This window comes from Mycolicibacterium helvum (assembly GCF_010731895.1).
Taxonomy (GTDB): Bacteria; Actinomycetota; Actinomycetes; order Mycobacteriales; family Mycobacteriaceae; genus Mycobacterium; species Mycobacterium helvum.
In genome coordinates this window covers 5,019,161-5,039,087 of sequence record NZ_AP022596.1, presented here as the reverse complement: position 1 = coordinate 5,039,087, position 19,927 = coordinate 5,019,161, and the positions used below count along the sequence as shown (strand labels likewise).

The 19,927-nt window shown below is 67.0% G+C and carries 15 protein-coding genes and 1 pseudogene; 7 read left to right on the top strand and 9 right to left on the bottom strand.

What is annotated here, in order from left to right; all coding sequences use genetic code 11:
- Window positions 1–7: 7 nt before the first annotated feature.
- Window positions 8–1,176: pseudogene (locus G6N38_RS23725) on the top strand (DUF222 domain-containing protein).
- On the opposite strand, the gene G6N38_RS23720 reads toward G6N38_RS23725, so the two are convergent.
- Window positions 1,173–1,898, bottom strand: coding sequence for an IclR family transcriptional regulator (locus tag G6N38_RS23720; RefSeq protein ID WP_163750419.1), 726 nt, complete (start codon window positions 1,896–1,898; stop codon window positions 1,173–1,175). The pseudogene G6N38_RS23725 and the gene G6N38_RS23720 sit on opposite strands and share 4 nt — an antisense overlap.
- A gap of 105 nt (window positions 1,899–2,003) precedes the next feature.
- On the opposite strand from G6N38_RS23720, the gene G6N38_RS23715 reads away from it, so the two are divergent.
- Genes G6N38_RS23715 through G6N38_RS23705 form a run of 3 tightly spaced genes read left to right on the top strand, consistent with a single transcriptional unit; the run spans window position 2,004 to window position 4,127 of the window.
- On the top strand, window positions 2,004–2,858 hold the full coding sequence (locus G6N38_RS23715; RefSeq protein ID WP_163750418.1) for an LLM class F420-dependent oxidoreductase: 855 nt from the start codon (window positions 2,004–2,006) through the stop codon (window positions 2,856–2,858).
- Between the two features lie 13 nt (window positions 2,859–2,871).
- A complete protein-coding gene (locus tag G6N38_RS23710) occupies window positions 2,872–3,357 on the top strand; it encodes a nuclear transport factor 2 family protein (RefSeq protein ID WP_163750417.1) in 486 nt (161 codons plus the stop codon).
- Window positions 3,354–4,127, top strand: coding sequence for an SDR family NAD(P)-dependent oxidoreductase (locus G6N38_RS23705; protein WP_163750416.1), 774 nt, complete (start codon window positions 3,354–3,356; stop codon window positions 4,125–4,127). Before G6N38_RS23710 ends, G6N38_RS23705 begins: the two co-directional genes overlap by 4 nt.
- Here the strand turns inward: G6N38_RS23705 and G6N38_RS23700 are convergent.
- Both G6N38_RS23700 and G6N38_RS23695 read right to left on the bottom strand, forming a co-directional pair.
- Window positions 4,124–5,335, bottom strand: coding sequence for an acyl-CoA dehydrogenase family protein (locus G6N38_RS23700; protein ID WP_163750415.1), 1,212 nt, complete (start codon window positions 5,333–5,335; stop codon window positions 4,124–4,126). The genes G6N38_RS23705 and G6N38_RS23700 overlap by 4 nt on opposite strands.
- Before the next feature lie 154 nt (window positions 5,336–5,489).
- Entirely contained in the window at window positions 5,490–6,326 is an 837-nt protein-coding gene (locus G6N38_RS23695; protein ID WP_163750414.1) for a DUF3097 domain-containing protein, read from the bottom strand.
- An 88-nt stretch (window positions 6,327–6,414) separates the two neighbouring features.
- Here G6N38_RS23695 and G6N38_RS23690 point away from each other — a divergent pair, with 88 nt between their 5' ends.
- On the top strand, window positions 6,415–7,647 hold the full coding sequence (locus G6N38_RS23690; protein ID WP_163752320.1) for a serine hydrolase domain-containing protein: 1,233 nt from the start codon (window positions 6,415–6,417) through the stop codon (window positions 7,645–7,647).
- Here the strand turns inward: G6N38_RS23690 and G6N38_RS23685 are convergent.
- The 4 genes from G6N38_RS23685 to G6N38_RS23670 form a co-directional block, all read right to left on the bottom strand.
- On the bottom strand, window positions 7,644–8,672 hold the full coding sequence (locus G6N38_RS23685; protein WP_163750413.1) for a zinc-binding metallopeptidase family protein: 1,029 nt from the start codon (window positions 8,670–8,672) through the stop codon (window positions 7,644–7,646). The genes G6N38_RS23690 and G6N38_RS23685 overlap by 4 nt on opposite strands.
- Window positions 8,665–9,600: a transglutaminase family protein gene (locus G6N38_RS23680; RefSeq protein WP_163750412.1), complete on the bottom strand. Its 936-nt coding sequence runs from the start codon at window positions 9,598–9,600 to the stop codon at window positions 8,665–8,667. The genes G6N38_RS23685 and G6N38_RS23680 overlap by 8 nt, the downstream gene beginning before the upstream one ends.
- The gene (locus G6N38_RS23675; RefSeq protein ID WP_163750411.1) at window positions 9,597–12,266 is read right to left on the bottom strand and encodes a circularly permuted type 2 ATP-grasp protein; all 2,670 of its coding nucleotides are present in this window, start codon (window positions 12,264–12,266) and stop codon (window positions 9,597–9,599) included. The genes G6N38_RS23680 and G6N38_RS23675 overlap by 4 nt, the downstream gene beginning before the upstream one ends.
- 81 nt (window positions 12,267–12,347) lie before the next feature.
- Window positions 12,348–15,668: a transglutaminase family protein gene (locus tag G6N38_RS23670; protein ID WP_163750410.1), complete on the bottom strand. Its 3,321-nt coding sequence runs from the start codon at window positions 15,666–15,668 to the stop codon at window positions 12,348–12,350.
- A gap of 124 nt (window positions 15,669–15,792) precedes the next feature.
- On the opposite strand from G6N38_RS23670, the gene G6N38_RS31045 reads away from it, so the two are divergent.
- Both G6N38_RS31045 and G6N38_RS23665 read left to right on the top strand, forming a co-directional pair.
- Window positions 15,793–15,927: a hypothetical protein gene (locus G6N38_RS31045; RefSeq protein ID WP_281357829.1), complete on the top strand. Its 135-nt coding sequence runs from the start codon at window positions 15,793–15,795 to the stop codon at window positions 15,925–15,927.
- A 341-nt stretch (window positions 15,928–16,268) separates the two neighbouring features.
- Complete coding sequence (locus G6N38_RS23665; protein ID WP_163750409.1) at window positions 16,269–16,571, top strand: hypothetical protein; 303 nt, start codon at window positions 16,269–16,271, stop codon at window positions 16,569–16,571.
- Window positions 16,572–16,585: 14 nt separating this feature from the next.
- Here the strand turns inward: G6N38_RS23665 and G6N38_RS23660 are convergent, their stop codons facing one another.
- Entirely contained in the window at window positions 16,586–19,483 is a 2,898-nt protein-coding gene (locus G6N38_RS23660) for an MMPL/RND family transporter (RefSeq protein ID WP_163750408.1), read from the bottom strand.
- Window positions 19,480–19,908 (bottom strand): MmpS family transport accessory protein, encoded by a 429-nt coding sequence (locus G6N38_RS23655; protein ID WP_163752318.1) that lies wholly within the window; start codon window positions 19,906–19,908, stop codon window positions 19,480–19,482. The genes G6N38_RS23660 and G6N38_RS23655 overlap by 4 nt, the downstream gene beginning before the upstream one ends.
- Between the last annotated feature and the right edge of the window lie 19 nt (window positions 19,909–19,927).

Sequence of the window (19,927 nt, the reverse complement as noted above, 5' to 3'; positions counted from 1 at the left end):
TTCGAATGTGCGTTCGATCGATGCGACGTTGGATGCGCTCGACGACGTCGTAGCGTCCCTTGCCGCCATCGATTTCGAGACGCTCGAGCCGCCGGAGCGGTTTGCGGTTCTGGAGCGGTTGGAGACTGCGCAGCGCCGTCAGGTGGCGGTGTCCCAGACTGTGGTGTCGCGGTTGGAGCAGTTCCAGGGCTGTCTACCGGTGCCGATCACGCTGGGCGATGTGCTGCGGATCAGCCCGCGGGGAAGCCAGGCGGCGCATCCGAGACGCCGAGCAACTGGCGCCGCGGAGGACGTTGACCGGCGAACTCCTGCCTGCGCTGTTACCCGAGACGTCGAAGGCCTGGCACGCCGGCCAGCTCGATGGCGAGCACCTACGAGTAATCCAGAAGTTCGTCCGCGACCTGCCTGACCAGGTGCCGCCGGACGAGGTCGAGAAAGCCGAACACACGCTGGCTGAGCACGCAGCGAATCTGCGCCCGGATCAGCTGGAGAAGATCGCCCATCAGCTGTGCCTGCTGCTCAACCCCGACGGAACGTTCTCTGATGAGGACCGGGCCCGCAAACGCGGCTTCGTGTGGTGTGGTGGGCAACAGGTCGACGGCATGAGTGTGGGCAGGCTGGTGGCCGACCCGGAGCTGCGGTCGATGCTGGATGCCTGGTTCACCACATTCGCCGCCCCCGGCATGGGCAACCCCGCCGACCAAACACCGACCATCACACCTTCTGCCGAGGTGGCCGAGCGAGATCTACGCAGCCACGGCCAGCGTCAGCACGACGCGTTGACCGCCCTGGTGCGGGGGCAACTCGGGGACCCGAATCTCGGTCAGCACAACGGCCTACCGGTGACGGTGATCGTCTCGGCCACCCTGCACGATATCCAGAGCAAGACCGGCCACGCCGTCACCGCCGGCGGCACCCGACCCGGCTGACGCACCGGGCTACCGCTGCGAAGTCCACCACGTCGACCAATGGGCCCACGGCGGCCTCACCAACATCGACACACTCACCCTGGCCTGCCCACCCGATCACCGACTCCTCGACCAAGGCTGGGAAACCCGAAAACTCGCCAACGGCGACACCGAATGGATACCACCACCACAACTACCACTCACCGCCGGCACCAACGACTTCCACCACCCCGAACGACTACTCGGGAACGAAGATGGTGCGGCTTAGATGTTCGCGCCCGCCAGCGCCCGGGCGATTCGGGCCGCCGATGCGGAGACCAGCGGCTGACATCGCTGCGCGAGCACCCGATCCGAGGTGACGATTCCGATCGCCGCGCGCGAGCCGATCGTCGCCGCGACCGACACCATCGGGACGGTGTAGTCGCCGTGGCGCACCACGACGCGGCGGCGGACCTTGTGCAACTCGCCCCACCAGGCCGCGTCGGGCTCCCAGCCCCGGACATGGTTCAGCTCGGCGACTACATCCTCCGGCGACAGCCCGGCCAGTGCGGCGACTCCCAGCGCGACCCGGTGACATGGGATCCGCACGCCGACCGAGGTCGGCACCTGGCGCGCCGACGGCCCGCCCAGCTTGTCCAGATGAACGATCTCGCCCCGATCGAGCAGACCCAGATGCACCACCGCACCCGTGCGCAGCTGCATCTCGTGCAGCACCGGCGCGGCCACCGAGCGCAGCCGAACATCGGCGCTGTCCCCCGCGCCCCATGCCGACGTGCGCGCACCGAGCCGGTAGCCCCGCCCGGAGTGGGTCAGCCACTGCAGGCGTACCAGCTGGTCGAGGATGCGGTGCGTCGTCGAGCGGGGTAGGTGTGCCCGCGCGGCGATCTGGTCCAGCGTCAGCCCAGCGGAGGCGTCCTCAAAGGCATCGATGATGGCCGTGAACCGATCCAGCATCGATGCGGGGGCGGTATCACTTAAAGCCGCGGTCATCAGGCCTCCTGTCCGCTTGGCGAGAATTCGTTCTACCGCACCGTAGCGGTCCCGATCACCGGGACGCAAGCATTCCGCCGGTGTGGCGCCGGTTAGAACAGCACTGTGCGGATCGGACTGTCGACGCCGATGGTGATGCAGCTGCCTGGGGTGTCCTCGGAGTGGGAAACGAACGCAGGAGTCACCGACCTGGCCCGCATCGCCCACACCGCCGACCAGCTCGGCTTCGACCACCTCACCTGCGCCGAGCACATCGCCGTCCCGGTCGACGAAACCGGCCGGCGCGGCCTGACCTACTGGGATCCGCTGTCGACGTTCGGCTTTCTGGCCGCCCACACCAGCCGGATCTCGTTGGCGACCTCGGTGATCGTGCTCGGCTATCACCACCCGCTGGAGATCGCGAAACGGTTCGGCACGCTGGACACGCTCAGCGGAGGCCGGCTGGTACTGGGCGTCGGTGTCGGCTCCCTGGAAGAAGAGTTCGAGTTACTCGGCGCGACGTTCGACGGCCGCGGGGAACGCGCTGACGACGCCATCCGCGCACTGCGCGCCTCACTGTCCACCACCAGGCCCACTTACCGGGGTAGCCACTACCAATTCGACGGGTTCGCCGTACAGCCCTGCGCCGAGCAGCCGCGGGTACCGATCTGGGTCGGCGGGCGCAGCCAACGCTCGCTGCGCCGGGCAGTCCTGCTGGCCGACGGCTGGATGCCGTTCGGCCTGACCACCGCCGAGATCGGGGCCATGCTGACCGCAATGGACGCGCCACCCGGCTTCGACGTGGTGCTGTCCACCGGACACTCGGTTGATCCGCTCGCCGACCGCGATCGAACGCGTAAGCGCCTCACCGCTTTACGTGACGCCGGCGCCACCGCCATCACGGCTTCGGTGACCGCCAGCTCCCCCGACCACTATTGCGATCAGCTCGCCGCGCTACAGGGGCTGGCCGAAGAGCTCTAGAAAGGAATGCACCGTGAGCGACACCCTGGAGGGCCTCGAAAGACGCCTCAAAACCCTGGAAGACGAACGGGATATCGCGCGGCTCATCGCGTCCTACGGGCCACTGGTCGATTCAGGTGATCCCGACGCCGTCGCCGCGCTGTGGGCCGTCGACGGCGGTTACGACACCGGCGACTGGACGATGTCCAGCCGCGCCGACGTCGCCGCCATGGTGCGCTCGGAGGAACACCGAGGATTGATCGCCAGGGGTTGCTGTCACTTCTTCGGCCCGCCCGCGGTCACCGTCGACGGCGACCAGGCGGTCGCCGTCTGCCAGTCGATGCTGCTCGTGCGCCGGGAGGCGGGCGGCTACAACGTCGGCCGCGCCGGTGTGCATCTGATCCGGCTGCACCGGGCCGCCCACGGCTGGGAGATCGTCAGTCGCACGGCCCGTCAGCTCGATGGCAGCGGTCAGGCCAACGACCTGATTTCGGCCGGAATGGCCGGTGGCACGCGATGAGCGGCGCACTGGACGGCAAGGTTGCCCTGGTCACCGGCGCCGGCGCGGGCATCGGCGCCGGCATCGCCCGCAGGTTCGCCGATGAGGGCGCTCGGGTGGTGGTGGCCGAATTCGACCCCACCAGCGGGGCCGCCGTGGCCGATGAGATCGGCGGACTGTTCGTCGCCACCGATGTGTCCGACCGCGGCCAGGTCGAAAATGCCGTCGCCGCAGCTGTTTCCGAGTACGGTTCAATCGACGTTCTGGTGAACAATGCCTGGGGCGGTGGCGCGATCGGGCGGGTCGAGAACAAGACCGACGACGAGCTGGCGCACGGTTTCGCGGTGGGCTATTACGGTCCGTTGTGGGCCATGCGCGCGGCCTTCGGCCACATGAAAGAGCGCGGCTGGGGCCGGGTGATCAACATGTGCAGCCTCAACGGTGTCAATGCCCACATCGGCTCACTGGAGTACAACTCGGCCAAGGAGGCGCTGCGCACTCTGACCCGCACCGCCGCCAGGGAATGGGCGCCGACCGGAGTGACCGTCAACGCCATCTGCCCCGCTGCCAAAAGCCAAGCCTTCCTTGCGGTTACCTCGCAGCACCCCGAGATAGAGGCAATCGCCGACGCCGCCAACCCGATGGGCCGGATGGGCGACCCGTACGAGGACATCGCGCCGGTCGCAGTGTTCCTGTCCAGTGAGGGCTCGCGATACCTCACCGGCAACACGCTTTTCGTCGACGGCGGCAGCCACATCAACGGCGTTGCCTGGGCGCCCGACCTCGGCTAGCGCAGCGGCAGACCGGTCAGCCTGCGGGCGATCACCAATCGCTGAATCTCGCTGGTGCCCTCGAAGATCGTGAAGATCTTGGCGTCACGGTGCATCCGCTCCACCGGGTAGTCGCGGGTGTAGCCGTTTCCGCCGAGGATCTGAATCGCTTCGTCGGTGACGTACACCGCCGTCTCGCTGGCGTGCAGCTTGGCCATCGACCCCTCCGCCGACGTGAACGGCTTGTTGTTCCGCTGCATCCAGCCGGCCCGCCAGATCAGCAGCCGCGACGCATCAATGCGGCTCTTCATGTCCGCCAGCTTGAAACCGATCGCTTGGAAGTCACCGATCTTGCGGCCGAATTGTTCACGCTGGCAAGCGTATTCGAGGGCGTACTCGTAGGCGGCCCTGGCGACGCCGAGCGCCATCGCACCGACGGCGGGCCGGGTGCGCTCGAAGGTCGCCATCGCGGCCTGAGCGGAGGTGCGTTGCCCTTCCCTGGCCCGGGCCATGCGCTGCTCGAAGCGCTCCATCCCGCCCAGAATCAGGTTGCCCGGCAGGCGGACGTTGTCCAGCACCACCTCGGCGGTGTGCGAAGCGCGGATACCGTGCTTCTTGAACTTCTGCCCCTGGGAGAACCCAGGCGTGTTCGGCGGAATGATGAAGGTGGCCTGTCCACGGGTGCCGAGATCGGGATGGACCGAAGCCACCACGATGTGGACGTTGGCGATGCCGCCGTTGGTGGCCCAGGTCTTGGTGCCGTCCAGCACCCATTCATCGGTGGCCTGCTCATAGCGGGCACGGGTGCGCACCGAGCCGACATCCGAGCCGGCGCCCGGCTCAGAGGAACAGAACGCCGCCAGATGCGGGTCGCCAGGCGTGCCGAACATCTCGGGTAGCCAGTGCCCGATCTGCTCCGGGGTGCCGTTGGCGGCCAGTGCGGCGGCCGCCAGTCCGGTGCCCAGGATCGACAGCCCGATGCCGGCATCGCCCCAGAACATCTCCTCGAACACGGTCAGCATGCCGATTCCGGACGGCTCGGCAGACATCTCGGCGAACAGCTCCGGCGTGTAGAGACCGACTTTGGCGGCCTCCTGGATCAGCGGCCAGGGCGTTTCCTCGCGCTCGTCCCATTCGGCGGCCGCGGGTCGCACGACATCGGCAGCGAACTGGTGTACCCAGTCCCGGACCTGGGCGACTTCTTCAGGCACATCAAGAGCGAAGGTCATGACGGTATAGCTCCGGATCAAGTCGTACCGCGTCGGCCGGCATCGGGAGACGACGACCAGACTGCAGTCGGCGGTAAACCTCGTACGGTGAACAACCGTACACCGAATCGCTCTGAATTCCGCCTGCGACGTGCGTCACAGCTGCAGATTCACCTCAGGCGGGCTGCGTCACGAAATCGATGAGCTCCTCGACCCGGCCGATCAGTGCCGGCTCCAGATCGGTCCAGTCCCTTACCGAGGAGCGGATACGCTGCCAGGCCCTGGCGATGTCGGCCTGGTCTCGGTGTGGCCAGCCCAATGCCTCGCAGATCCCGTGCTTCCATTCGACATTGCGCGGCACCGACGGCCACGCCTTCAGGCCGACCCGCTCGGGTTTGACGGCCTGCCAGATGTCGACGTAGGGATGGCCCACGACGAGCGTGTGCGCCCCGCCCGGCCCGCGCCGGACCGCCTCGGCGATCCGGGCCTCCTTGGACCCGGCCACCAGGTGATCGACCAGCACACCGAGGCGTCGCCCCGGGGCGGGGCGGAACGACTCCACGATGCCGGCCAGGTCGTCGACGCCGCCGAGGTACTCCACGACGACGCCCTCGACTCGGAGGTCGTCGCCCCACACCTGCTCGACGAGTTCGGCGTCGTGGCGGCCCTCGACGTAGATGCGACTGGCCAGTGCCACCTTCGCGCGCGCGTCGGACACCTTCACCGATCCCGACTTGGTGCGCTGCGCGGCCGGCGCGGACCGGCGCAGCGGGGTCAGGATCACCGGCTTGCCCTCGAACAGAAACCCGGGACCCAGCGGGAACACTCGCCGCCGGCCCTTGCGGTCCTCCAGCTCGACCCGGGACCCTTCGACACCGACGACCGCGCCGACGAATCCGGACTGCGGGTCTTCGACGACCATGCCCAGCTCGACGGCCTGTTCGGTGGAACGGGTCTTGCGCGAGTTGTGCGGGTTGTTGGCCAGTACGTCGGCGCCATAGCGATCAGCCACCCGGCGATCGTAGGGGTCCCCGCAGCGATTACGCCTATGACGCGCGGTGCGCCGACATATCCTCCTCGACAAACTAAAGAAGGGCTCGATCGTGCTCAAAGTTGTAGTGCCACCTGACTTGATGGGCGGCGACGTCGCCGAAGGCTACGGGAAGGTCGCCGATGCGTTCCGGCGGAACCTGGCCTCCGGTGTGGAGGTGGGGGCCGCCGTCGCCGTCTACCGGGACGGAGTCAAGGTCGTCGATCTGTGGGGCGGTTACCGCGACGGGGTGGCGAAAACCACCTGGCAGGCCGACACCATGGTCAACATGTTCTCTACGACGAAGGGCATCACTGCGTTGACATTCGCCGTCGCGGTGTCCCGCGGCATGCTGTCCTACGACGCGAAAGTCGCCGAGTACTGGCCGGAGTTCGCCCAATCCGGTAAGGGCGATGTCACGGTTCGCCAGCTCCTGGCCCACCAGGCGGGGTTGTCAGCCCTGACCCCCAACCCCACCCTTGGCTATGTCGCCGACCCGGACCGGCTCGCCCCGATCCTGGCCGGCCAAGCGCCGGCATGGCCCGTCGGCACCCGGCATGGCTACCATGCAATCACCTTGGGCTGGTATCAATCTGAGCTGATTCGCCGCACCGACCCCGCCGGGCGCACGGTCGGCCGGTTCCTGGCCGACGAGATCGCCGGACCGCTGGGCTTGGACCTTCACATCGGACTGGCGCGCGACATCGACCGGCGCCGGATCGCGCAGCTGCACCAGTGGAAGCGGGCCGAATCGCTGCTTCACCTGGGCGAGATGCCGGCCGGCTTTGCGCTGGCCGCGCTCAACCCGGTGGGGCTGGCCGCCCGCACCACCGGTATCCCGCGCGACGTCAACCCCTTTGATGGCGACTACAACCGCGACGACGTCCGCTCGGTCGAGATACCGTCAAGCAACGGGATCGGGACGGCCAGATCCGTTGCGCAGCTGTACGGCACCGCCGCCACCGGCGGCGAACAGATCGGGCTGACCGCCGACGTGCTGTCCGCACTGGCCGCGCCGGCGATCGCGCCCAGCCAGGGCCTTCGCGACAAGGTCCTCAACGTCGACACCTCGTTCTCGTTGGGCTTGACCAAGCCAACGCCCACCCTGGTGTTCGGGTCATCCGGCAACGCCTACGGCACACCGGGTTTCGGTGGTTCGTTCGGGTTCGCCGATCCCGACACCGGGATCGGATTCGGCTACGTCATGAACAAGCTGGGCTTCCACCTGTACAGCGACCCGCGGGAGCTTGCCCTCCGGCAAGCCTTGTTCCGCGATGTACTCGGGTTACGTCCGCAAGCCTAGGCGGACGCCACCTCGTCGATGACTGCGTGGATGAAGCGCATCTTCTCCAGGACCGGCACCGGCAGCACAAAGGGGTAGAGATCGTCCTTGCCCATCGACCGGTTGACCATGTTCAGCGACCAGGACAACGGCAGCCACATCTCGATCATGTTGTCGAACCCGCTGGGCCCCAACACCCTTCGCTCATAGGTGGCGTTGGCCGGGGCCAACCCGAATGCCGCGGCGGTGTCCAGGGTGTCCCGGATGTGCAGGTAGTGAGCGAATGTCTCGGCCCAATCCTCGGCCGGGTGCATGGTGGCATAGGAGGAGACGTAGTTCTTATTCCAGCCGGCCGGCGGGCCCTCGTTGTAGTGACGGTCCAGCGCGGCCTGATAGTCGGCGTCTGGATCGCCGAACAGTTCGTTGAACCGCGGCAGATGCGCCGGTGAGGTACTGACCAGCCGGTAGAAGTAGTAGTGGCCGACCTCGTGGCGGAAATGGCCGAGCAGCGTGCGATACGGCTCATCCATCGAGGTGCGCAACTGCTCGCGATGAACATCGTCGCCCTCGGCCAGATCCAGTGTGATCACGCCGTTGTCGTGGCCAGTGAACACCTTTTCCTTGGCGCTGGACAACAAATCGAACGTCAGTCCGTACTGCGGATCCTCGTCACGGCCGACGATCGGCAGCTTGAGTTCGTGCAGTTCGGCGATCAGGCGCCGCTTGGCCTGCTCGGCTAGGGCGAAGGCCGCCATCGCAGCGGTGTCGTCATCGTCGGGCCGGGTGCGGGTGAGCCGGCACGACGCACACAACTGACGGACCGGCTCCACCTTGACCAGCCAGTTACATTCGGCCAGATAGAGATTGGCGCACAGCTGAAAATCGGCGGCGTCCACCGCCCCACCATGCTCACTGCCTTCGCCGGAGGCGATCACCAAAAATGCCATGTCATCCAGGGAGAATCCCAGCCGGCTCCCGCACGACAGGCAGACCGAATTCTCAAAGGCCAGATGCTGCCCGCAGTTGGGGCAGATGAAGTCACGCATGCAGCACGCCCTCGTCGTACGGCGCGACGTCTACGGAGACGTCGATGACGCTGCGCTCGGAGTCGGTGTAAATGATGCCGCGCAGCGGAGGGATGTCGGCGTAGTCACGGCCCCAGCCGACCGTGATGTAACGCTGATCGACCAGTTGGTCATTGGTGGGATCCAGCCCGAGCCAATCGTTTTGCGGGGTCCACACCGCGGCCCAAGCATGAGTGGCGTCCACGCCGTACATCCGTTCCTTCCCCGGCGGCGGGTCGGTGGCGAGGTATCCCGACACATAACTCGCCGCCAATCCGTTGGCGCGCAGGCAGGCGATCGCCAGCCGGGCGAAGTCTTGGCATACCCCTTCCCGGGCCAGTAAAACCTCGCTCACCTGTGTGGACACCGTCGTGGATCCGGACTTGTAGGTGAAGTCGGAGAAGATTCGGGCATTGAGGTCGCGCAGGACTTCGACGAGTGGACGGCCCGGTGTGAAACTGGGCGCGGCGTACTCCCGCACCGCCTCGGTGATTTCAGGCGGACGCAGGTCGAGGGTGAATTCGGATGCCAGCGCGCCGTTGTGGCCGACCGGCCGGATAGCCTCCCAGGGCGCCAATGCCCAGCCCGCCGTGTACAGCTCCACCGGCGGCGGGTCGACCTCGACGACGGAGCGGCTGGTCACGGTCAGGGCGTCGTGGCGTTCGGTGATGTGGAAGTAGGAGCTGATATTGCCGTACACGTCGCGGCTGGTGGACCGGTCAGCGGGTACCGGATCGATGTCGAGTTCGTAGGCCAGGCAGCGTTGCCCGGTGGTGTCGCGCGGGGTGAGATGGCCGCGGCCATACGAACTGGTCACCACATCGGAGTAGCTGTACTCGGTGCGATGGGTGATCCGATACGCCCTGGTTGATCCCCCGGCCGCCGTGCTCGCCCCCGCCGGCGTGGTCACGGCATGACCCGGCGCTGGTCGGGACCCCACAGCGGCTGCATGCCACCAGGCAGCGACAGCTGGGCGCGGGTGATGACGTCGGAGAGGTCACGCAGCGCGTTGTGAATCCAGCCCAGCAGCGCATCGAGGTCGGCTCGGTGCCCCTCGCCGTCGACGACTTCGAGGTCGGCCGGATTCAGCCGGCGCAGCCGCGTGCTGATCTCGTCGACCAGCCGCTCCGGTCGCGACGAGCCCGACGCGCCAGGTAGCGCACGCAGGTTCGAGCGCAGCCGTTCCAGCTGGTAGACCAGCGATCTGGGGTTCTCGCCGTCAAACAGCACGAGATCGGCCACCGCCGCCACACTCACCTTGCCTAGGTTGCGCCTGCGGTAGATCACCGAGGACTCGCACACCACCAAAGCGGATTCGGTGATGGTCTGTTCGGCGCCCGCGCTGCGCTCGGTCGTCAGCGTCGCGCGCAGTAGCGCGGACAAGGCCAGCCCACGCTCGATGCGCTTACCGATGTCCATCATCGTCCAGCCGGCGTCGTGCACCATCGACTCGGCGGCCACCCCGGACAACGCCAGCATTCCGGCCAGCGTCTGCTGCTGAGCGGTCGCCAGCGCAGTGTCGTCGGCGACCCGCGTCCCGCGTTGCGGGCTGGGCTGGAAGCCCGCCTGCTCGGCCAGCGCCCGCTCGACGGCGCCGAGCACCATCCAGGTGTCGTTGGACATCTGGTCGCGCACCGACCGGGCGGCCAGCCCGAGCCGTTCGACGGATTGGGCCAGCGACCCTGAGCGCTGCCGGTCCACCGTCAGCGACCACAGCGTGCGTTGAGCACCGGCCACCGCGTCGGCGTAGGTCCCTGCCGCCTCCGTGTCGGTTCCGGTGAGCGCACCCAGCGCCCCCAGCAGAACCGGCACGCACTCGCTGCCCTCCATGTCCTGGCGGTAGCGGTATTCGTGGTAACGCTCGCGGGCCACGATCAGCAGCCGGGCCAGATTCTCGGTCCGCTCGCCGTAGCGGCCCATCCAGAACAGGTCGGACAACACACGCGGCGAGCTGATGAACCGGGTGCCGCTGGGGAGCTCGACCGGCGGGACGGTCAACGTGTCCGCCTTCACCCGGGTCGGCGGACGCACCCAGACATCCTTGGCAGCAACAGTTTTCAGCTTGTAGGCAGCGTTGCCCGGTGCCAGCACATAGCCGAGCCCACCGATCATCGGCGCGTACCCGCCGCGCTGCGACACCGTGAACAACCGCAGGCCCACGCTGGCGGCCGAGAGCCCACCCGGGTAGTGATCGGTGGGCGCCGAGGAGAACTGCGGCAGTTCCTGGCCGACCCATTCCCAGGGCTGCGCATCGATCCGGGCCGCCAACTCGCTGCGCTGTGCCGTCGACAACGCCGGACCCACGATGGTGTCGCCGCCGACTGTCGACTTGATCAGCAGGGTGTTCAGCCGCGCCAGCAGATGCGAACGCTCCCGCTCGAATCCACCCCAGTACAGCTGCGGGGTATCCAGCAGCGGCTTCTCCCCCAGCAACCGATCAGCCAGCTGAGGCAGAAAGCGTTGCAGCCCAGGGCTTTCCAGAATACCGGCGCCGAGGGTGTTGACCACCGTCACCGCACCGCGCCGCTGCATCTCGACCAGACCGACGACACCCAAGCGTGAATCCGGTCGCAGATCCAGCGGGTCGACGTAGTCGGCGTCGATCCGGCGCAGCACCACATCGACCCGCTTCAACGTGCCCAGCGAACGCATGCACAGCTTGCCGTCGCGCACCACCAGATCCGCACTCTCGACCAGCGGAAAACCCAGAACCGACGCCAGATAGGCCTGGTCGAACGCGGTCTCGGAGTGAATACCGGGGCTCAGCACCACGACCACCGGGTCCTCGGCAGCCTCGGGTGCGGCCTCGATGAGCGCCAGCCGCAGCGCCTGGGCGAACGGCGATGCCGGTCGCGGGCCAATGCGCTCGTAGACGTCGGGCACCGCATGCGCCACCACCCGGCGGTCGGCCAGCGCATAGCCGGCCCCCGACGGCGCCTGCGTCCAGTCGGCGTTGACCACAAACCGTGCGTCGGCGGCCCGGCTCACATCGCAGCCGAGCATGAACAGCTGATGCCGGCCCGGGTTCTCGATACCGCGGGCGGCCCGGATGTAGCCAGGATGGCCGAACAGCAGCTGCGGCGGCAGGATCCCGCTGGTGATCGCGCGGCGTTCGCCGTACAGGTCGGCCAGCACCCCATCGAGGATGCGGGACCGTTGCACCACACCGGCTTCCAGCGTCTCCCAGTCCGCGGCCGAGAGGAGAAGCGGTATCCCGTCCAGATGCCACGGGCCGGGCAACGCGATGCCCTCGCTGTTGGTGACCGCCTCGCCGTCGTGGTCGAGCTCGATGTAGGTGATGCCGTCGTTGTCGACGAGCCCGCGCACCACACCGCGCAACCGATCCAGCCCACCGCGACCGCGTTCGCCGATGAGATCAGCGAGCTCCTGCCACGACGGGCGGACGGTACCGGTGGCGTCGACGAACTCGTCGTATCCGGTGCCACCGAATGTCTCGGCCCCGCCACGCAGCTCGAACAGCGTGTCCTGGGCGCGGGCGGCACCGTACCCGGCTAGCAGCCGGTCTGGGTCATGACTGGGCCGGCTTAAGCCAGAACCGGCGGCCGACAGCGACAACGGCCCACCTCCTGACTGAAGTACTCTGAGCAAACTTACGAGAATGACCCGCCCCGACCACATTCGGGTCGGCCGTAGCCATCAGTTCTGCAGCACAGTACGCACCCGGCGCAGGTCGAGGATCCCCGCGGCGCCGACGTCGGTCGATTGCCGGGCCTGCTTCTCCCGAATGTCGGCGACGTCGACCTTGCCGGGAGTGAACCCGGTGGCCTCGAAGCGCCTGCTGCGCCGCGACTCGGCCTCAACGGCGTTGACCGGCGGACTGTCGTAGGACCGGCCGCCGGGATGGGAGACGTGGTAGGTGCAGCCGCCGCGGGATGTCCCGGTGGCGATATCTACCAGTTCGAACCGCAGCGGGCCGTCGACGGTGATCGTCGGGTGCAGCGCGCTCGGCGGTTGCCATGCGCGGTAACGCACCCCGCCGACCTGGACGTCGGGGTTGTCGGTGGCCAGCATCGGGATCGGGTAGCCGTTGCAGGTCAACACGTGGCGCTGCCGGTCGGCGCCGATGGTTCGGACCTGGATCCGCTCCACCGAGGAGTCGACATAACGCGCGGTGCCGGTGCCGGTGGATTCCTCACCCAGGGTGTTCCAGGGTTCGATGGCGCCGCGCAGCTCGATCTCCACATGGTCGAACACCGCCGTGCCGACGCGCGGGAACCGGAACTCGGTGAACGGGTCCAGCCAGCTGGTGTCGAAATTGATGTCATGCGCGCGCAGGTCGGCGCAGACATCGGCGATATCGTGGATGATGTAGTGCGGCAACAGGTATCGGCCGTGCAGGTTGAGCCCGTGCCGAATCAGCGGAGCCCGCAGCGGTTGCTCCCAGAACCGGGCCACCAGTGCGCGCACCAACAGCGATTGCACCATCGCCATCTGGTAGTGCGGTGGCATCTCGAAGCCGCGCAGCTCCAGCAGGCCCAGCCGGCCACGGGCATTGTCCGGACTGTAGAGCTTGTCGATGCAGAACTCGGCGCGGTGGGTGTTGCCGGTGATATCGGTGAGCAGGTGCCGCAGGGCGCGGTCGGTGACCCACGGCTGACCAGAATTCGCGCCGGCCGCCGTGAGTCGGGCGATCTCGGCGAAGGCGATCTCGAGTTCGTAGAGAGCCTCGGAGCGGCCCTCGTCCACCCGGGGCGCCTGCGATGTGGTGCCGATGAAGCGCCCGGCGAACAGGTAGGACAGCGCTGGGTGACGCTGCCAGTAGGTCAGCAGCGACACCAGCAGGTCCGGGCGGCGCAACAGCGGCGAGTCGGCCGGGGTGATGCCGCCCAGCGTGATGTGGTTACCGCCGCCGGTCCCGCCATGTGTTCCGTCGACGTCGAACGATTCGGTCGACAGCCGCGCCTTGCGGGCCTCGGCGTAGAGGGTCTCCAGTTGGTCGCGCTGTTCGGCGAAACTCTTGCTGGGCGCGACGTTGACCTCGATGACGCCGGGGTCCGGCGTGATCGACATGGATTCCAGCCGACCGTCCGACGGCGGCCCGTAACCCTCGATCACCAACGCGCAGCCCACCTTGGCCGCGGCGGACTCCACCCGGGCGATCAGGTCGACGAAGTGTTCCAGCTCTTCGGTGGGCGGCAAGAAGATATAGAGGAACCCGCCGCGGACCTCAGCCACCATGGCGGTGGTGGGTGCGTCGCTGGCGTCATCCACCGCGGCGTCGGCGGCCTTCCGATCCACGGGCAAGGCCCTACGCCCGCTGGCGATCGGGTCGGCGGGCAGCGTCGGGCGCGGCGGCTGCCAGCTGATCGAACTCAACGGCAACCGGAACCCGGCCGGTGAGTCACCTTCCAGCAGCACGACGCGGCCGCGGCGCAGCCGCCAGTCGGCACTGGCCCAGCCGGCCTCGTCGTCGCTGCGGTGCAGGGGCAGCAGATAAGCGACCGGGTCGCCCACCGACTCGTCCAGGCGGGCCAGCAGCGTCGCGCGGGCAGCCGGGGTGTCGGTTTCCAGATCATCGTCGGGTTCGACCGGATCGCCGGACGGCATGCGGACCGCATGGGCCAGCCGGCTGAGCGCATCCTCGTAGGCCGGTCGCACCTGGCTGACCGGCAAGCCGAGGCCTTCGGCGATCAATGCCAGCACCTGCTGGGCGGCTTGGGGTTCCGCCTCGTCGTATTCGGTGCCCCACGGGTCAGCCAGCAGCGAAGGATCGTTCCACAGCGGCTGGCCGTCACGACGCCAGTGGATTCCGATCTGCCAGCGTGGCAACGGTTCGCCGGGGTACCACTTGCCCTGGCTGCGCTGCACCAGACCGCCCGGCGCCCACACCGCCTTGAGCCGCGCGGCCAGCACCGAGGCGCGTTCCCGCTTGTGCGGGCCGTCGGCGGCGGTGATCCACTCCTCATCGACCTGGTTGTCGACCGAGACGAACGTCGGCTCACCGCCGATCGTCAGCCGGACGTCGGCATCCGTTAGTCGCTGGTCGATGCGGGCGCCCAGCGCGTTGATGGCCGCCCACGCCGCCTCGGTGTAGGGCAGGGTGACGCGCGGGTCCTCGTGGACGCGCGTGACGATATTGGCGAAATCCAGGGTGGCCTCGGCCACGCCGGTGGCGCCGGTGATCGGCGCGGCCGACGACGGATGCGGGGTGGCCGCCAGCGGGATGTGCCCCTCCCCGGCGAACAGACCCGAGGTGGGGTCCAGCCCGATCCAGCCGGCGCCGGGGATGTATACCTCGGTCCAGGCGTGCAGATCGGTGAAATCGGCCGCCGGCCCCGACGGGCCGTCGAGGGCCTCGATGTCCGAGGACAGCTGCACCAGGTAGCCGGACACGAACCGAGCGGCCAGGCCGAGCTCACGCAGGATCGACACCAGCAGCCATGCGGAGTCACGGCAGGAGCCGATCCCGGTCTGCAAGGTGAAGTCCGGGGCTTGCACCCCGGGCTCCATCCGCAGGCTGTAGCCGACGTCGCCGTTGACTGCGCGGTTGAGGGCGACCAGGAAGTCGATGGTCCGGGTGCCGGGCGCGACGACGAAATTCCGCACCCAGGACTGCACCAACTCCCCTGGGCCCGAACCTTCCTCGGCTTCGTCGACGGGCCGCAGGTAAGGCTCGAGATCATCCTTAAGCGCCTTGGGATAGGTGAACGGGAACGTCTCGGCGTAGTCCTCGATGAAGAAGTCGAACGGGTTGATCACCTTGAGGTCGGCGATCAGGCCGACCTTGATGGTCAGCTGTCGCGTCCGGGTCGGAAAGACCAGTCGGGCCAGGAAATTACCGAACGCATCCTGCTGCCAGTTGACGAAGTGGTCGGCGGGCTCGACCTCCAGCGAGTAGGCCTCGATGGGCGTGCGGGAATGCGGCGCCGGCCGCAGCCGGACGACGTGCGGGTGCACCTCGACCAAACGGTCGAAGGTGTAGCTGGTGCGGTGCTCCAGCGCCACTTTGATACCCATAGGCCGCTAATCCCATCACAAGGCGCGCAGACGCGCAGGGCACGCGCCGGTTCTACCGGGACGATCTTCTTAACTACGCCTTCCGCCGTTGGGCAGCAGATCAGAAGGAGCGCGTGAAGGCCGGATGGGGAAAGCGGGCTGCGTGCTGGGACTGGTCGTCGCCGTGGACGTGGGCGTCGCACTCGAAGTGGGTGTCGAACTGGGTGTCTGCGTGGGGGCGTATGTCGGCGTCGGGGTGTACGTCGGGGTGGGGCTGTAGCTCGGCGTAGTGGTGGTGGGCTCAACTGTCGTCGGCGCAGCGGTGGGAGATATCGGCGTCACAACGGCGGGCCCCGGAGCGAGCCAGGGAGCGACCACGGGGGCCGTTGAGCTCGTGTCCACCGGCGACACCAGCCCGTCGTCGGGAGGGCTCGGCGTATACCGCAACGTCGCGATCGCCAGACCGAGAACCACGACGGACAAGATCGTCATCACGATCCCGCGAAGCGATGTCCGGTCCTTCAGTTTGCCGATCTTCGTCATCCACCCCACAGGGGCTAGACACTAGCCGGTGCTGCCGTCGTGCCAGCACCACCACACCGGGATGCGAGAATGCTCGGTGTGGATCGGCCCAAGCCGCGTTGGATACCTGCCCCGCTTTGGCCATGGCTGAATAAGCGCTGGGTCAAGGCACTACTCGTGATCGCGGTGTTCGCGCTCCTCGGTGTGATCTTCATGTTGACCTCCGACCGCAAGGACTCCGCGTACTGGGCCGGCTACGCCGACGGGCAACGCTGGGTCGACGCCGGCGGCTACCAGGCCCACGAGGAGTCCATCTCCGCGTACTGCGCCGGGCAGTCCGCACACCAACCCGCCAGTTACGGGCGCGGCTGCATCGACGGCGCCCACAACGCCATGCACTAGCCGAAAGCGGTTGGCTAGGATTGCGATTCGACCCGGACGGGTTCGGTATTCTCCGCCGCCGGCCTCGGCCACGGACTCGGCACCGGCCGCGGGCGGACCCGCTGCGGCCACCAGAACCAGCGACCCATCAGCGCGGCGATCGACGGTGTCATGAACGACCGGATCACCAGCGTGTCGACCAGCAGACCCATCCCGATAGTCGTGCCGACCTGCGCCAGAATCGTCAGCTCACTGAAGGCCATGGCCGCCATCGTCACTGCGAATACCAACCCGGCCGACGTGACCACCGATCCGCTGCCACCCATCGCCCGGATGATGCCGGTCCGTATTCCGGCCGGAATCTCCTCTTTGAGGCGGGCCACCAGAAGCAAGTTGTAGTCCGAACCGACCGCCAGCAGGATGATCACGGCCATGATCAGCACCATCCAGTGCAGTGGCCGGCCGATCAGGTCCTGCCAGATCAGCACCGACAAGCCGAATGACGTTCCCAGTGACAGCACCACCGTGCCCACGATCACCGCGGCGGCCACCACGGCCCGGGTGATGATCAGCATGATGATGAAGATCAGGCACAAGGCGGCAACACCGGCGATCAGAATGTCGTAGTCGGCGCTGTCCTGCATGTCCTTGTAACTGGCCGCGGTGCCGGCGAGGTAGATCTTGGACCCCTCCAGCGGGGTGCCCTTGATCGCCTCGAACGCCGCGTTCTTGATCGGGTCGATGTGGGTGAGACCTTCCGGCGACATCGGATCACCCTCGTGAGAGATGATGAACCGCACCGCTTTTCCGTCCGGCGACAGGAACATCTTCATGCCGCGCTTGAAGTCCGGATTATCGAACGCCTCGGGCGGAAGGTAGAACGAGTCGTCGTTCTTGGCCTCGTCGAACGCCTTGCCCATCGCACTCTGGTTTTCCTGCATGGCCGCGATCTGGTCCTGCTGGCCGGCCTGAGTGCTCTGCATGGTCAGCTGCATGGTCTTCATGGACCGCATGGTGTCGATCATCGGCGGCATCAGCGTGCGCATCTGCGCCGTGAGCAAGTCCAGCTTGTGCAGGTCGGGCACCAGGGTCTGGAAGTCGTCGGTCATCGTGTCGATACCGTCGAGGGTGTCGAACACCGACCGGATCGACCAGCACATCGGGATGTCGTAGCAGTGCGGTTCCCAGTACAGGTAGTTGCGGATCGGCCGGAAGAAGTCGTCGAAGTTGGCGATGTTGTCACGCAGTGACTGGATATCGGCCAGCGTCACATCCATCTTGCCGACCATGCTGTGAGTAACCGCGTTGAGGTCGCCCAGCAGGTTGTACATCTGCGTCATCGTGTCGATGGACACCTGCATGTCGTCGCCCATTTTGAGCAAGTCGCGCATCCGGTCCTGCATGTAGGACTGGTTCAGCGTCTGCGTGGTGCCCTGCATACCCAGCAGGAACGGAATCGAGCTGTGCTCGATCGGGGCGCCGAGCGGCCGCGTGATGGTCTGCACCCGCCCGATGCCCGGGGTATGGAAGATGGCCTTGGCCACCCGGTCGATGACCAGGAAGTCCGCTGAGTTCCGCAGGTCGTGATCGCTCTGCAGCATCAGCAATTCGGGGCTCAGACGAGCTGCCGGGAAGTGGCGCTCGGCGGCCGCGAACCCTTCACTGGCCGGGATGTCCGGCGGCAGGTAGTGGCGGTCGTTGTAGTCGGTGTGGTACCCGGGCAGCGCGAGCAGCCCGATCAGACAGACGAACGTCGTCGCGACCAGGATCGGTCCGGGCCAGCGCACGACGGCGGTGCCGATGCGCCGCCAAAAACGTTCGCGTGACGCCCGTTTGGGCTCTAACAGGCCGAAACGACTGGCTGTGGTCACGACGGCGGGACCAAGCGTCATCGCGGCAGCGACCACCACCACCATGCCCACGAACAGCGGAACACCCATCGAGCTGAACATCGGGCTTCGGGTGAAGTGCAGGCAGAACAACGCACCGGCGATGGTCATGCCGGACCCGACGATCACATGGCCGGTGCCGTGATACATCTCGTAATAGGCCGCCTCTTTGTCGGCGCCCTTACTTCGGGCCTCCTGATAGCGGCCGAACAGGAAGATCACGTAGTCGGTGCCGGCCGCGATCGCGACCATGACGAGCAGGTTGACCGCGAACGTCGACAGCCCGATCAGATGGTGATAGCCCAGGAAGGCCACCACGCCGCGAGCCGCCGCAAGTTCGAGGAACACCATGAACAACGCCACCAGCACCGTGACGATCGAGCGGTAGACGAACAGCAGCATCACGGTGATGACGCCGAACGTCAGGCCGGTGATCATCTGGAGGCTTCGGTCGCCGGCGATGTGGGTGTCGTTGATCAGGGCCGAGGATCCGGTGACGTAGGCCTTGATCCCGGGCGGCGGGGGCACGCTCTCGACGATCTGCTTGACGGCTTCGACCGACTCGTTGGCCAGTCCCTCACCCATATTGCCGGCCAGGTAGGCCTGCACGTAGGCGGACTTGCCGTCGGAGCTCTGCGAGCCGGCTGCGGTCAGCGGGTCGCTCCAGAAGTCCTGGATGTGCTCGACGTGCTTCTTGTCGGCCTCGAGCTTCTTGACGATCTCGTTGTAGTACTGGTGCGCGGCGTCACCGAGGGGCTGGTCGCTCTCCAGCACGATCATCACCGAGGTGTTCGATTTGAACTCCTGGAACGTCGTGCCGATGGTGCTCATCGCGATCGACGAGGGCGCGTCGGTCGCCGCCATCGGCACCGACTGCGCCTGGCCGACCACCTCGACCTGGGGCACCACGATGTTGGTGACGACAGTGAGCGCCAGCCAGCCCAGGATGATCGGGACGGACAGCCAGCGCACCCACTGCGCGATATGCGGGCGCTTACCGTGCTCGTCAGCCTGCGGCTTATCGCCCTTGTTCAGTGTGATCATGCGGACTTGACCAGGCAGAAGGTCTGGGCGTTCACCCCGGTCGAGGTCTTCTCGTCCTTGAGTTCGCCGTTCACCGTGATCCGGCAGCCGATGCTGTCAGTGTCGCCCTGGGCGACGATGTTGGCCGAGGCTGCCGGCGCGGTGGTCGTCAAGGTCAGAGACCACGGAAGGGTGACGTCCCGCGCGATCTGCGGCTGGGCGTCCAAATCCAGGTAGTTGATGGTCGCGACGGCACCCGGCGGGCCGTAAATCTCGTACACGACGGTCTTCGGGTTGAACGGCTTGGTGTCATTGGCCAGCCCACTACCGGGGCGAGTGAGCTCGGTCTTACCGAACACACCGTGCAGGCGAAATACGCCGAACGCGGCGACGGCGACCACGAGCAAAATCACGATGGGCAGCCACACTTTGCGCAGCAGCTGCATCGGTCCACCGCGGCGTTTG

What these genes read in the sequence shown, in the direction of transcription:
- G6N38_RS23720 (WP_163750419.1), bottom strand. Translation starts at nt 1,898, where the DNA reads ATGACCGCGGCTTTAAGTGATACCGCCCCCGCATCGATGCTGGATCGG.
- G6N38_RS23705 (WP_163750416.1), top strand. Translation starts at nt 3,354, where the DNA reads ATGAGCGGCGCACTGGACGGCAAGGTTGCCCTGGTCACCGGCGCCGGC.
- G6N38_RS23700 (WP_163750415.1), bottom strand. Translation starts at nt 5,335, where the DNA reads ATGACCTTCGCTCTTGATGTGCCTGAAGAAGTCGCCCAGGTCCGGGAC.
- G6N38_RS23685 (WP_163750413.1), bottom strand. Translation starts at nt 8,672, where the DNA reads ATGCGTGACTTCATCTGCCCCAACTGCGGGCAGCATCTGGCCTTTGAG.
- G6N38_RS23670 (WP_163750410.1), bottom strand. Translation starts at nt 15,668, where the DNA reads ATGGGTATCAAAGTGGCGCTGGAGCACCGCACCAGCTACACCTTCGAC.
- G6N38_RS31045 (WP_281357829.1), top strand. Translation starts at nt 15,793, where the DNA reads ATGGGGAAAGCGGGCTGCGTGCTGGGACTGGTCGTCGCCGTGGACGTG.
- G6N38_RS23660 (WP_163750408.1), bottom strand. Translation starts at nt 19,483, where the DNA reads ATGATCACACTGAACAAGGGCGATAAGCCGCAGGCTGACGAGCACGGT.
- G6N38_RS23655 (WP_163752318.1), bottom strand. Translation starts at nt 19,908, where the DNA reads ATGCAGCTGCTGCGCAAAGTGTGGCTGCCCATCGTGATTTTGCTCGTG.